The sequence below is a fragment of the Rothia santali genome, from assembly GCF_024199905.1.
GTDB lineage: Bacteria > Actinomycetota > Actinomycetes > Actinomycetales > Micrococcaceae > Rothia > Rothia santali.
The window spans coordinates 74,385-87,849 of record NZ_JANAFB010000012.1 but is presented as its reverse complement, the minus strand read 5'-3'; the positions used below and the strand labels follow the sequence as shown (position 1 = coordinate 87,849).

Genomic DNA, 13,465 nt, shown 5'->3' with positions numbered 1-13,465 from the left:
GCGCAGCGGTCCCCGGACCCGCGCCGGGGCGGCGCCGGCGAGCGCGATGACCGCGGCGCAGAGCAGGGGGATCAGCAGGGCGGAGGCGATGATCACCGGAAGACCCCCTCGGCGATGTAGCGGGCGACGTCGAGCGGGGAGAACGGGAACGAGGCGAACAGGCCCAGCGCCACCACGGACCCGGCGGTGAACAGGGCCGGCAGCAGCAGGGCGCGGGGCTCCCGGACGCGGAGGCGGTCCGTGAGGGCGCGCGGGACGGCGTCGTCGTCCGGGGAGCCTCCGGCGCCCGGGGAGCGGCCGGCGTCCGGCGCGCGGAACCACAGGCGGTAGACCACCGGCAGGAAGTAGGCGGCGTTGAGCAGCGACGAGGCGAGGAGCACCCCCAGCACCCACGGGTGCTCGGAGTCCAGGGCCCCGAGCCCCAGCTGCCACTTGGAGACGAACCCCGCGGTGGGCGGCAGCCCGATCATCCCGAAGGCGCCCACCGTGAACGCGACCGAGGTCCACGGCATCCGGTGCCCGAGCCCCCGCAGGTCCTCGATGCTCTTGGCCCTGAGCACCTCCGCGAACAGCCCGGCGCAGAAGAACAGGGTGATCTTCATGATCCCCTGGTGGACCAGGTGCACGATCCCGCCCGCGGTCCCCGCCACCGTGGCCAGCGCGACGCCGAGCACCACGTAGCTGACCTGGGAGACCGTCGAGTAGGCGAGCCGCTTCTTCAGATCCGTCTCCTGCAGCGCGCGCACGGACCCGAAGAGGATCGTCACGCAGGCGAGGACCAGCAGCGGGGTCAGCACCCCGAGGGACCGGGAGACCTCGATGCCGTAGACGTCGTCGACCACGCGCACGATCCCGAACACGCCGGCCTTGACCACCGCGACGGCGTGCAGCAGCGCGGAGACCGGGGCCGGGGCCACCATCGCCCCCGGCAGCCACCCGTGCAGCGGGACCAGCGCCGCCTTGACCCCCAGCCCGCCGACCAGCAGCACGAAGATCACGACGGCGACCCCGGGCGTGGCCGCGGCCAGCGCCGGCACGCCCTCCGCCCCGCCCTCGGCGAAGTCCACGGGCCCGGCGTAGATGGTCAGCCACACGACACCGACCAGCAGCGCGAGCCCGCCGGTGATCGTGTAGCGCAGGTAGACGCGCGCCGCGCGCAGGGCCGCGGGGGTGCCCGCGTGCGCCACGAGCGGGTACGTCACCAGGGTCAGCAGCTCGTAGAAGACCAGGAAGGTCACCAGGTTCCCCGCGAAGGAGATCCCCACGGTGGCGGTGACGCACAGGCTGAAGAAGCCGAAGAAGCGGCTGCGCTGCGGGCTGCCCTCGAGGTAGCCGATCGCGTAGATCGTGGTGCACAGCCACAGCAGGGCCGAGAGGCCCGCGAAGTAGACAGAGAGCGGGTCCACGCGCAGCACCAGGTCGATGCCGGGCAGGAAGGGCACCGAGAACTCGGGGCGCAGGCTCGCGTCGATGACGACCGGCACCAGGGCCGCGACCAGCAGCACCTTCAGCACGGCGGCGCCGAGGTTCACCGCGGTGCGGGTGCGCACGCGGTCCTCCCGGAGCGGGAAGATCGCCAGCGCGGCCCCCAGGGACAGCAGCAGGACCAGGGGCGGGACCCAGGAGAGCAGCCCGGTCAGCGTCGAGTCGGTCACCACGGGGCTCCCACCTCCAGGAGATCGGCGGTCCAGACGCCGGCCAGGCCGGTCAGGACCGTCAGGACGCCCAGCGCCAGGGGGGCGAGCTGGGCGGCGGCCGGGACGGCGTCGTCCGCGGTCGCGACGTCGGCGCCGTCCGTGCCGTCGTCCGCGCCGCTGTTTGCACCCTCGCCTGCGGTTCCGTCCGCAGCGCCGCCTGCGCCTCCGCCTGCGCCTCCGTCCGCGCCGCGGGGCGCGGCCACGAGGTCGGAGATCGAGTCGTCGGCGTCCATCAGCAGCGCGGCGAGGACCTTCAGCAGGTAGGCGGCGGTGAGCAGGGTCGCGGCGACCAGCACCGCCAGCATCCAGTAGTGCCCCGAGGCCACGGCCGCGGTGGCCAGCTGCCACTTCCCGGCGAAGCCGAGCGAGAGCGGCAGCCCGACCAGCCCGACGGTGGCCAGGCCGATGGCCATCACCAGGGCCGGATGGCGGCGGCCGGCGCCGTGCAGGGCCTCGATCTCGTCGGTGCCGTAGCGGTCCTTCAGGAACCCGGCGGCCAGGAACAGCGCGGCCTTGGCCAGGCCGTGGCCCAGGGCCAGGGCGACGGCGCCGCCGATCGCGGCCGGGACCACCGAGGCCTCGGCCAGCGTGGTCACCGCGCGATCCTCCAGCGTGGCCGAGGCGGGGTCGACGAGGATCGGGAACAGCAGGAACCAGTACCCCACCTGCGCGACCGTCGAGTAGGCGATGAGCGGCTTGAGGCGCGTCTGGCGCAGCGCGAGCAGCCCCCCGGCCAGCAGGGCGAGCGTGCCCAGCGCGCCCAGGACCCAGCCGAGCCAGGTCGCGGCGGCCTGGTCGGTGCCGGCGACCTGCGCCGCGGGCCCGATCGTGTCGCCGAACCCCGAGCCCACCAGCCAGATCCAGCAGCGCAGCAGGACGAACAGCGAGGCCTTGATGACCAGGGCCGACATGAGCGGGGAGACGGCGCTGGGCGACCCCGCGTGGGCCGGGACGAGCCAGGCGTGCAGGGGCATCAGCGCCAGCTTCAGGCACAGCCCCAGGGTCAGCAGCACGAGCGCCAGCAGGGCCGTGCCGTGGGTCCGCTGGTCGGCGGCGACGACCTCGGCGGCCAGGCGCAGGTCGAGCGTCCCGGTCGCGGCGACGATCAGCCCGGCGGCGATCAGGAACAGGATGGATCCGGCCACGGCGATGAACAGGTAGCGCAGGGCGGCCTCCCAGGCCCCGCGCCCGCCGAGCGCCACGAGGCCGACGGCGCTCAGCCCGACCAGCTCGAGGCCGACGTAGGTGTTGAACAGGTCCCCGGAGACGAACACCGCGTTCAGCCCCGCCCAGCAGGCCAGCCACAGCGGCCAGAACCCCGGGTTCGACGCCGTCCAGCGCACCCGCCCGCCCGGCTCGCCGGACTCGCCCGGGACGCCGGACCCGCCGCGCCATTCGGGGATCCGGACCGACGGGACCCGTGGGGCGATCCGGACCCGCCGGACCCTCCGAGAAGCCGGACCCGCCGCCGGATTCCCTCGGCCCACCGCCGCGGCGGTCGCCCGGGCGCGGTCCCGGACGGCCACCGCGCGCATCCCCGTCGAGGCGGGGACCAGGGCCGCGTACCCGCAGACCACCAGCCCCACCACCGCCGTCATGGCCAGGAACAGCGCGGAGAGCCCGTCGGCGTAGAGCGCGATGCCCAGCGGCGCCCGGTGCCCGCCCAGCGCGACCTCTACCGTGCGCCCGGCCGAGACCTCCCGGACCGTCAGCAGCACCAGCCCCGCCGTGGCGACCGCGGCCCCGCAGCCGACCGCGCGCCTCCGCGCCGCCGGCAGCAGCGCGAGGAGGGCCGCGGCCAGCAGCGGTAGCAGGACGGCCCCGCCCATCGCCGTCTCCGCGGCGCTCACGGCTCACCACCCCGCTCCTCGCCCTCGATGCGCCGGATCAGCACGGCCCCGACGCCGGTGAAGGCCACCGTGATCACCAGGCCCGTGATGACCAGCGCGGACAGGACCGGGTCGACCGGGGCGGAGCGCGCCGCGAGCGCCAGCAGCAGGGCCAGGGAGCCGACCCCGAGGACGTTCATCGCGATCAGCCGCGCGAAGCGATCGGAGACCAGCAGCAGCCGCATCAGCCCCGCGAGCGCGATCCCGGCGCCCAGCAGCAGGTAGAGGTCCAGGACGGTCATCTAGCGATCACTCCTCGCGGTCACGGGGTTGGCCAGGCCGAGGTACAGCAGGTAGAGGCCGGCGGCGATCCCGACGGTCAGGCAGGTCTCCACGGTCAGGATCGCCGCGAAGGCCCAGCCCGGCCCCCAGCTCAGCCAGGCCCCGCCGGCCAGCGGCCCGAGGGCGGCGGCGAGGGCGAAGACGACGACGCCGAGCACCAACAGCGGCCGCAGCCACGCGGCGTCGAACCTCCCGGTGCGGACCCCCGCGATGCGCAGGAGGATGAGCAGGCCCGCCAGGACGGCCCCGGACTGGAACGCGCCACCGGGGGAGGAGCTGCCCGCGAACAGCAGCCACGCCCCGAGCACCAGCAGCACGGGTGCGCACAGGCGGACCAGCCACGACGCCGTCGCTGAGCCGCCGCCCCCGAAGGCCGGCCCCGTGGCCGGCGCACCATCCCGCCCGAGCGCGAGCACCACGAACCCCGCGACCATCAGCACGGCCGACTCCAGCAGCGTGTCGTAGGCCCGGAAGTCCAGCAGCACGCCGGTGACCTCGTGGGAGACGCCCCCGGGCAGCCGCTCGCCGACCTCGCCCTCCCAGCCCGGCAGGCGGTGCCGGGCCCCGGTCCACACGCTCACGGCGGTGACGGCGACGACGCCGCCGGCCAGCAGCCCGGTCACGGCCCGGCCCGCCCGCGCGGTCCGCCCGCCCGGGTCACCTCGGCCGCCGTGGTCACCCCGTCCGCCCCGGTCGCCGCGGGGGATCCCGCTGCCCCGCGCGTCACGACCGGCCCGCATCACCCGGTCATCGCGAGTGGTCGAGTCATCCACCGACCCGCCCCTCCGGCCCGCCCGCTCGCCAGCGGCGACGTGGACCAGCAGCGCGCTGAGCAGCCCGGTCCCGATCCCGGCCTCGGCGAGGGCCACATCCACGCTGCCCAGCCGCATCCACACGAACGTCATGAACACCCCCAGGCACAGGAAGGCCATGGCCTGGGCGCGCCGGGAGCGGCCGAACAGTGAGACGACGACGCCGACCAGGACGCACCCGGCCAGGACGAGGTCGAGGAGCCCCGCGGTCTGGTGCGGGGAGGCGGCGTCGAGCATCCGGATCAGTCACCGCCCTCGGGGACGGAGGTGTGGGATGCGGCAGCGCCGGACGCCGGGGCGTCGGGAACGGAGGCATCGGGCCCGGCGGGGTCGGACGTGGCGACGCCGGATGCTGCGGGCTGGGGCATGGCGACGCCGGGCGCGCCGGATGCGGCGGCGTCGGCCTCGCGCCGGGCCAGCAGGTGGGCCGAGGCGCTCGCGGCCCCCAGGGCCAGCAGCCAGACCAGCAGCAGGATCCCGGCCGTGGCCCAGCTGCCCGCGATCAGCGCGGCGCCGCCCAGCACCAGGCCGAGGCCCAGGGTGTCGGCCTTGGTCAGGGCGTGCAGCTGGGTGCGCACGTCCGGGAAGCGCAGCAGCCCGATCGTGCCGGCGGTGAAGAACAGGGCCCCGGCCACGACCAGCGCCGCGCCCACGACGTCGAGCAGGACGGTCATCGGGGATCCCCCTGAGTTCCGGGGGAGGGCGAAGGCTCGGACGCGGCGGCGGACCCGGGGGATCCTGCCGGTTCGGGAGACCCGGCCGGGCCACCGGGCTCGGCGGGGCTACCGGGCTCGGCCGGGCCGGCGGTCGAACCGCGAGGGGACCGCCGGGCCGCGGCGTACGCGGCCGTGCCGACCAGGGCGAGGCCGGTGAGCACCAGGGCGACGTCGAGGAAGCGGGCGGGGACGGCGTCGAGCGCCAGCAGGACCGCGGTCAGCGCCGCCCCGGTGGTCCCGGTCAGCAGCACGGCGAGGACCCAGCCGGCGTCGCGCCGGCGGCCCACCACGAGAAGGACGACCACGAGGTTGCCCGCCAGCAGCGCGGCGGTCGCGACGAGGAGCACGGTGAGCACACGCACCTCCTCGGCCTCGGTCGGGGATCTTCCACGATCCTATCGACGCCTCACGCGCGGGCGCACGGGCCTTCGCTGTGAGCGTGTTCGCGTGACGCCGCGCGGCGTCACACGCCTCACCGCCCCAGGTCCCGGCGCCTGAACCCCACCGCGCCCGCGGCCAGCAGGACCAGCGTGACCCCCGCGACCCACAGCAGCCCGGTCAGGTCCGGGGACTCGGCGGTGACCCGGGGGACGTGCCAGAAGGGGCTGACGGCCATCGCGGCGTCGTCGAGCTCGAAGGTGGGGCCCAGGATCGTGAGGGTGAAGGAGATCAGCACCCCCGCCCACGCCAGGATCCCGACGCCGGGCCGCAGCCCCGTCACCGCGACCGCCAGCGCCACCACGGTCCACACCGCCGGCACGGTCGCGGCGGCCTGCAGCACGGCGTCGCGGAACCCGACGCCGATGTCGGCCGACGCCGCGAACCCCGCCACGAGGGTCCCGCCGATCATCATGTAGGCCGACGGCGCGGCCAGGGCGAGCAGCGCGTTGCCCGCGAAGTACCGCGGGCGGGTGGCCCCGGAGGTCGTGAGCAGCTCGAGCCGGCCCTCGGCCTCCTCGGTCCGCATCTTCATCATCGTCTGCACGCCGGGGATCGAGGCCAGGATGCCGATCATGCTCATGATCGTCACCAGGAACTCCTCGACCAGGCCGACCGGCGTCGTCGCCCCCGCCGCGAGGATCTGCTGGACGGCGGCGTTCGAGTCGAGGATGTCGTGCACCGAGGCCGCGAAGTGGCCCAGGATGGCGCCCACCGCGATGAAGGAGATCGTCCAGGTGACGATCGGCCCGCGGTTCAGGCGCAAAATCAGCCCCCACGAGCCCCGGATCCGCCCGCGCGCCCGGCCGGGGCGGATCGCGATGAACCCGACGCCGTAGTCCCGCCGCCCGCGCAGCACGAAGGCCACGGCCACCAGCACCAGAGCGAGCGCGAGGACCGGCGCGAGGGGCCACCACCGGTCGAGGGTGGCCGGCTGGGTCTCCGCGACCCAGCCGAGGGGGTTGGCCCACGTGGTCCACTCGGGCGCCTCGAGGGAGTAGAGGACCCCGCGCAGCAGGAACATCAGGCCGAAGGCGGCGACGGCGATCGAGTTGGCGGCCCGCGCGGTGGAGCCCAGCTGCGCCGCGACGGCCGCGATGCCGGCGCACAGCCACCCGGTGGCCGCGAACCCGGCGCCGAGCAGGATCGAGGCATGCGCCCCGCCCCCGGCCAGCACCGTCCCCGTCCCGGCCACGGCCCCCAGCACGAGCGACCCGGCCAGGGCCAGCACGACGGCGGCCGCGAGCGAGGAGGACCGGCCGACGGCCCCCGAGGCCAGCAGCTCGGCCCGGCCCGTGTCCTCCTGGGCCCGCGTGGCCCGGGTGACGGCGAAGATCGCGCCGAGCGCTGCGAGCAGCCCGCCCAGGGCGAGGCACCGCCACGCGTTGAAGCCGTCCACGGTGCCGAGGTCCCGGGCCGGTCCGAAGATCAGGCCCAGGGCCGGGTTGCCGCCGATGGTCGCGGCCAGGGTGGCCCGGTCCTGCTCGGTCGGGAAGATCTGCGGGTAGACGATCACGGAGCTGACCGGCAGGGCCGTGGCCAGCGCAATCCACGGGAGGAAGTGCCGGCCGTCCCGCCGGATCAGGTGGCGCAGCAGCCGCCCGGTCCCCGTCAGCGTGGACATCAGGCCTCCCGCCCGGCGTCGGACCAGGGGGTGGAGCGGGGCTCGGGGACGCCGTGGGGCTCCGGGGCGCCGTGGGCCGGGGACGACTGAGCTGGGGCCGGCCGTGCGGGGGCCGGCTGGGCCGGGTCCGGCCGGGCGGGGCTGCCCTCCTCGGCGTCGGAGTCGTAGTAGCGCAGGAAGAGGCTCGCCAGCGAGGGCGGGGCCACGGTGAGCCCCTCGATCCCGTAGGGCGCCAGCAGGTCCATGGCCTCGCCCACCCGGTCCGAGGCGACCGTGGCCGAGAGCCGGTGGCCCTCGAGGTGGACGTCGGCCAGGAGGTCGCGGGCGCGGTGGTCCAGGGGCCGGGCGAGCGTCGCGTGGATCTCGGTGCGGGTCTGGTGCCGCAGGTCCTCCAGGGTGCCGGTCTCCACGATCCGGCCCCGGCGGATGATGCTCAGCCGGTCCGCGAGGGACTCGACCTCGGCGAGGATGTGGCTGCTCAGCAGCACCGTGGCCCCGCGCTCCCGCGCCTCGCCGACCACCTCCTGGAACACGTGCTCCATGAGGGGGTCCAGCCCGCTGGTGGGCTCGTCGAGGACGAAGAGCTCGACGTCGGAGGAGAACGCGGAGACCAGCGCCACCTTCTGCCGGTTGCCCGTGGAGTACTGCCGCCCGCGCTTGGTGGGATCCAGCTCGAAGCGCTCGATCAGCTCGGCCCGCCGCGCCTGGTTCGCGCTGCCCCGCAGGGCGCCCAGCAGGTCGATCGCCTCGCCGCCGGTCATGCCCGGCCAGAGGGCGACGTCGCCCGGGACGTAGGCCAGCCGCCGGTGCAGCTCGACGACGTCGCGCCACGGGTCCCCGCCGAGCACGCGCGCGGTTCCGCCGTCGGAGGCGATCAGGCCCAGCAGGATGCGCAGCGCCGTGGACTTGCCCGCGCCGTTGGGCCCGAGGAAGCCGTGGATCTGGCCCCGGCCCACGGCTAGGTCCAGGCCGCGCAGCGCCTGGAAGCCCCCGAAGGACTTGGTCAGCCCCCGGGTCTCGATGACCAGCTCCTCCGACGTCATGGCGCGGCCCTCCTCGTCGCGGCGGGCGCGGCGCCCGCCGGCCCCACTTCACGAGACTACTCGCGTGCGGGGCCCGGGTTAGAGGACGGTGGACCAGAGCCGCATCGTGGCGTAGCTGCGGTGGGGGGACCACGCCTCGGCGCGGCGGGCGAGCGCGCGGGCGTCGATCCCGCCGAGCACGCGGCGCAGCACGGCGTCCATCTCCGGCCCCTCCAGGACGACGCGCGGGGTCAGGCCCGAGGCCCTGAACGCCGCCTCGGTCTCGGCGCGCAGGTCGTAGCTCTCGTGGAAGACGATCAGGGGCATCCGGGCCAGCTCCTCGAGGGAGACCGCGACGCCGTCGCCCACCGGCGGCAGCCCGGCGGAGGAGACCACGACCAGCTCCTCGGCCAGGAGCGGGGTGCGCGCGAGGCCGGTGGCCGTCCCCGACCGGGCGGCCGGGGAGGTCACCAGGGCGAGGTCGAGCGAGCCCTCGGTGAGCTCGGCGATCAGGTCCCGGGAGCCCCGCTCGGTCAGGTGCAGCTCGATCCCCGGGTGCGCCTCGTGGAACGCCGCGATGGCCTCGACGGCGAGGCTCACGCACAGCGTGGGGGTCGCCCCGAGCCGGACCCGGCCGCGCTGGAGGCCCGCGAGCTCGGCCATCTCCCGGCGCACGGCCTCCGCGTCGGCCAGCATGCGGCGGGCCAGGGGGAGGAGGGCCTCCCCGGCCGCCGTGAGGGAGATGTGCCCGCGGGCCCGGTGGAACAGCTCCGAGCCGAGGTCGTGCTCGAGGCTCGCGATCTGGCGGCTCAGCGAGGGCTGGGTCAGGTGCAGGCGCTCGGCGGCGCGGGTGAAGTGGCCCGTGGCCGCGACTTCGAGGAAGCCGCGCAGCTGTTCAAGGTTCATGCTCATAGCCATATCGTATGGAAACCACTCGGATAATTCATTGGAGTAATCATCGGCGCCTCCCTAGCGTGGAGCCCATGACAACTCAGAGCACCCCCGAACGTCAGATCTCCACGACCGTGCTGGTCATCGGCACCGGCGGCTCGGGCCTGCGGGCCGCGATCGAGGTCGCCGAGCAGGGCAAGGACGTCCTGGCCATCGGCAAGCGTCCGCGCCACGACGCGCACACCGCACTCGCCGCCGGCGGCATCAACGCCGCGCTCGGCACGATGGACCGCGAGGACACCTGGCAGCAGCACGCCGCGGACACCATCGGCGAGAGCTACCTGCTGGCGAACCCGCGCACGGTCGAGATCGTGGCCCGCGGGGCGCGACAGGGCATCGAGGACCTCGAGCGCTACGGCATGGCCTTCGCCCGCGAGCAGGACGGCCGGATCTCCCAGCGGTTCTTCGGCGCCCACACCTACCGCCGCACGGCCTTCGCCGGCGACTACACCGGCCTGGAGATCCAGCGCACGCTGGTCCGCCGCGCCGAGCAGCTCGACGTCCCCATCCTCGACACCGTCTACGTGACCCGGCTGCTGGTGCGCGAGGGCGTCGTCTTCGGCGCCTACGGCTTCGACCTCGTGGACGGCACCCGCTACCTCATCCACGCCGACGCCGTGATCCTCGCCGCCGGCGGCCACAACCGCATCTGGCGCCGCACCTCCTCGCGCCGCGACGAGAACACCGGCGACTCGTTCCGCCTCGCGGTCGAGGCCGGCGGGCGGCTGCGCGACCCCGAGCTGGTGCAGTTCCACCCCTCGGGCATCCTCGAGCCCGAGAACGCCGCGGGCACCCTGGTCTCCGAGGCGGCGCGCGGGGAGGGCGGGATCCTGCGCAACGCGCTGGGCGAGCGGTTCATGGACCGCTACGACCCGGAGCGCCGCGAGCTCTCGACCCGCGACCGCGTCGCGCTCGCGGCCTTCACCGAGATCAATGAGGGGCGCGGGACCCCCCACGGCGGCGTGTGGCTCGACGTCTCGCACCTGCCGCGGCAGACCATCATGGAGCGGCTCCCGCGCGTCTACCAGACCCTGCTCGAGCTGCAGATGCTGGACATCACGGCCTCGCCCATCGAGATCGCGCCGACCGCCCACTACTCGATGGGCGGGGTGTGGGTGGACCCGGAGGACCACTCGACCGACGTCGGCGGCCTGTACGCGATCGGCGAGGCCTCGAGCGGGCTGCACGGGGCCAACCGGCTCGGGGGCAACTCGCTGATCGAGCTGCTGGTGTTCGGTCGGATCGTGGGGCGCGCGGCCGTGCGGCACTCCGAGGGGCTCGCGGCGCAGGCGCGCTCGGCCGAGGCGGTGGCCGCGGCCCGCGCCGAGATCGCGGAGCTGCTGGCCGCCGACGGCACCGAGAACGTCCGGGCCCTGCAGCGGGCGCTGCGGGACACGATGACCGAGCACGCCGGCGTCGTCCGCGACGAGGAGGGGCTGCTGGCCGGGCTGCGGGAGCTGGACGGGATCGAGGAGCGGATGGCGCGGATCGGCGTGCACCCGGACATCGCCGGGTACCAGGGGCTCGCCCAGGCCTTCGACCTCCGCTCCTCGGTCCTGGCCGCGCGCGCCACGCTCGAGGCCGCCCGGGAGCGGCGCGAGACCCGCGGCTGCCACAACCGCAGCGACTACCCGGAGCTGGACCCCGCGCTGCAGGTCAACCTGGTGTGGTCGCCGAGCGGGGGCGTCACGCGGGAGGAGATCCCGGCCGTGCCGGAGGAGATCGCCGGGCTCGTGCGGGAGGTCTCGAGCGCGGGGAAGCTGGTGGAGTAGGGGGGCGATGCCTCCCGGTCAGCCAGGGGGCGGCGAGCCCCGGTCAGCCGGGGGCGGTGCCTCCCAGCCAGCCGAGGGGGCCTCCCGGTCAGCCGAGGAAGGCTTACCGGTCAGCTGGCGGGGCGCCTGCCCGCGTGGTCCGGGCGCAGGTGGTCGGCGCCCACGAGCCGGCGGCGCAGCGTCGTCGGCTCGGCCGCCTCCGCGGGCCGGATCAGCCCGCGCTCCCGCAGCACGGGGGAGACGTGGCGGGCGAAGGCGCGCAGGTCGACGTCGCGGATGCCGTAGTCGACGATGAACCCGTCCAGGCCCGTCTCGGCCAGCCAGTCCTGCATCTCCCGGGCCACGGTCTCGCCGGAGCCGACCAGGACCGCACCCCGCGCGCCGATGGCCATGAACTCGGCGAGGTCCGCGACGGTCCAGGTGCGCGTGGGGTCCATCGAGGTGAAGGACTGCAGCGCGGAGCGGTTGCCCTCGATGTGGACCTCCTCCAGCGCGTCGTCGGGGGCGTAGGCGGAGAGGTCGATGCCGGTCCAGCCGGCGAAGAGCGCGAGGGCCGCCTCGCGGTCGATCAGCTCGAGGTAGCTCGCGTGCCGCTCCCGGGCCTCGGCGTCGGTCGCGGCGGCGATCACGGTGATCGAGCAGACGATACGGAAGCTCGCCCGGTCCCGGCCGAGCTCCGCGGCCCGCGCCTCGATGGACCGCACGAGCCGGGCCACGTTCTCCCGCGAGGTGCCGGAGACGAAGATCGCCTCGGCGTGCCGCAGGGCGAAGTCGACGCCGCGCGGGGAGGAGCCGGCCTGGAACAGGAAGGGGGTGCGCTGCGGGCCGGCCAGCGTCGTCGCGGGGCCCGGGACCCGGAAGTACCGGCCCTCGTGGTCGACGGGGCGGATACGGTCGGCGTCGAGGTAGGCGTTCGAGGCCGCGTCCCGCAGCAGGGCCTCCTCGGGCGCGCTCGACTCCCAGAGGTCGTAGACGACGTCCATGAACTCGTCGGCGCGGTCGTAGCGCTCGTCGTGCGGGAGCAGGTCGGTGCCGGCGACGTTCCGCATGGCCGAGCGCTGGTAGCTGTTGACGATGTTCCAGCCGATCCGGCCGCGCGTGAGGTGGTCCAGCGTCGCGAACTTGCGGGCCAGCAGGTACGGGGACTCGTAGCTGACGGAGGCGGTCACGGCGATCCCCAGCGTCGTCGTCTCGCGGGCCAGCGCGCTCACCACCAGGAGGGGGTCCAGCGTCGGGTACTGCATGCCCGCGGCGATGGCGGTGCGACCGTCGCCGCCGTAGACGTCGTACACGCCGGCGACGTCGGCGAAGAAGAGGGCGTCGAACCCGGCCTCCTCCAGCATCCGCGCGTGGGCGGCCCAGAAGTCGAGGTCGCGGTACTGCTCGACGTCGGCCTCGGGATGCCTCCACAGGCCGAAGGATTGGTGGGTGGGCGTCATCATGTCCAGAGCCAGGAGGATCACCGGAACAGAGTAGCACCCGGGGGAGGGGCGCGGTCGGCGGACCGAAGGGCCCTCGCCGGGCGGGGACGGCGGGCCTACACTGGGGCCATGCCGGCCCCCGCACCCTACGACGGAGCGCCCGTCGTCCTCGCCCTCCCCGTGGAGGGGTCCTGGCGCGTGGAGAACAGCCCCGCGCGGCGGGTGCCCAGCCACGGCGTCGACCTCTTCGGCCAACGCTACGCGATCGACCTGGTCGCCGTCGACGACGCCGCGCGCACCGCCCCGGGCCGCGGCTGGCGGGCCGTCCTCGCCACGGAGCCGCCCGAGCTGTTCTACGCCTACGGGCGGGATCTGCTGGCCCCGGTGGATGGCGTCGTCGTGAGCGCCCACGAGGGGGAACCGGACCATGCGGCTCGGCGCTCGCAGCCGGCCCTGCTGCACTACGCGCTGGGCCAGACGTCCAGGGTGCGGCGCGGGCCCCTCGCCGTGGCAGGGAACCACCTGATCCTGCGCGACGACGCGAGCGGAGCGTTCGTGGCGCTGGCCCACCTCAGGTGGGGGTCGCTGACGGTCGAGCCGGGAGACCGCGTGGAACGGGGAAGCAGGGTCGCGGAATGCGGTAACTCGGGGAACTCGACCCAGCCGCACCTGCACCTGCAGGCCATGGACTCGGGGGACTTCGGGAGCATGCGGGGCGTGCCGTTCGTGTTCGAGGAGTTCGCGTCCCGGGAGAGGGGCGGGGCGTCCCGCTCCCTGCGGCGGGAGGTTCCGGGGGAGGGCGTGATCGTGGGGCCGGTGGTCGCGGGATGAGGCCGCCGGG

The 13,465-nt window shown here is 75.0% G+C and carries 12 protein-coding genes; 2 read left to right on the top strand and 10 right to left on the bottom strand.

Features of this window, described 5'->3' with window-relative positions:
• Positions 1-92: 92 nt before the first annotated feature.
• The 9 genes from NBM05_RS06785 to NBM05_RS06745 form a co-directional block, all read right to left on the bottom strand.
• The gene (locus NBM05_RS06785; protein ID WP_254166065.1) at positions 93-1,658 is read right to left on the bottom strand and encodes a complex I subunit 5 family protein; all 1,566 of its coding nucleotides are present in this window, start codon (positions 1,656-1,658) and stop codon (positions 93-95) included.
• On the bottom strand, positions 1,652-3,547 hold the full coding sequence (locus NBM05_RS06780; RefSeq protein ID WP_254166064.1) for a complex I subunit 5 family protein: 1,896 nt from the start codon (positions 3,545-3,547) through the stop codon (positions 1,652-1,654). Before NBM05_RS06780 ends, NBM05_RS06785 begins: the two co-directional genes overlap by 7 nt.
• The gene (locus NBM05_RS06775; protein ID WP_254166063.1) at positions 3,544-3,828 is read right to left on the bottom strand and encodes an NADH-quinone oxidoreductase subunit K; all 285 of its coding nucleotides are present in this window, start codon (positions 3,826-3,828) and stop codon (positions 3,544-3,546) included. Before NBM05_RS06775 ends, NBM05_RS06780 begins: the two co-directional genes overlap by 4 nt.
• Positions 3,829-4,917 (bottom strand): MnhB domain-containing protein, encoded by a 1,089-nt coding sequence (locus NBM05_RS06770; protein WP_254166061.1) that lies wholly within the window; start codon positions 4,915-4,917, stop codon positions 3,829-3,831.
• A 5-nt stretch (positions 4,918-4,922) separates the two neighbouring features.
• Positions 4,923-5,354, bottom strand: a complete 432-nt coding sequence (locus tag NBM05_RS06765; RefSeq protein WP_254166060.1) for a cation:proton antiporter — start codon at positions 5,352-5,354, stop codon at positions 4,923-4,925.
• The gene (locus NBM05_RS06760; protein ID WP_254166059.1) at positions 5,351-5,752 is read right to left on the bottom strand and encodes a hypothetical protein; all 402 of its coding nucleotides are present in this window, start codon (positions 5,750-5,752) and stop codon (positions 5,351-5,353) included. The genes NBM05_RS06765 and NBM05_RS06760 overlap by 4 nt, the downstream gene beginning before the upstream one ends.
• A 116-nt stretch (positions 5,753-5,868) precedes the next feature.
• Positions 5,869-7,458 (bottom strand): ABC transporter permease, encoded by a 1,590-nt coding sequence (locus NBM05_RS06755; RefSeq protein ID WP_254166058.1) that lies wholly within the window; start codon positions 7,456-7,458, stop codon positions 5,869-5,871.
• Positions 7,458-8,501: an ABC transporter ATP-binding protein gene (locus NBM05_RS06750; RefSeq protein ID WP_254166057.1), complete on the bottom strand. Its 1,044-nt coding sequence runs from the start codon at positions 8,499-8,501 to the stop codon at positions 7,458-7,460. The genes NBM05_RS06755 and NBM05_RS06750 overlap by 1 nt, the downstream gene beginning before the upstream one ends.
• 78 nt (positions 8,502-8,579) lie before the next feature.
• Entirely contained in the window at positions 8,580-9,392 is an 813-nt protein-coding gene (locus NBM05_RS06745; RefSeq protein WP_373689304.1) for a LysR family transcriptional regulator, read from the bottom strand.
• A gap of 71 nt (positions 9,393-9,463) precedes the next feature.
• Here NBM05_RS06745 and NBM05_RS06740 point away from each other — a divergent pair, with 71 nt between their 5' ends.
• Entirely contained in the window at positions 9,464-11,203 is a 1,740-nt protein-coding gene (locus NBM05_RS06740) for an L-aspartate oxidase (RefSeq protein ID WP_254166056.1), read from the top strand.
• A 110-nt stretch (positions 11,204-11,313) separates the two neighbouring features.
• Here the strand turns inward: NBM05_RS06740 and NBM05_RS06735 are convergent, their stop codons facing one another.
• A complete protein-coding gene (locus tag NBM05_RS06735) occupies positions 11,314-12,666 on the bottom strand; it encodes an NtaA/DmoA family FMN-dependent monooxygenase (RefSeq protein WP_254166055.1) in 1,353 nt (450 codons plus the stop codon).
• 87 nt (positions 12,667-12,753) lie between these two features.
• Between NBM05_RS06735 and NBM05_RS06730 the strand changes: the two genes are divergently transcribed.
• Positions 12,754-13,455 carry a M23 family metallopeptidase gene (locus NBM05_RS06730; protein WP_254166054.1) on the top strand — a complete coding sequence of 234 codons (702 nt, stop codon included), beginning with the start codon at positions 12,754-12,756 and terminating at the stop codon, positions 13,453-13,455.
• Positions 13,456-13,465 lie beyond the last annotated feature (10 nt).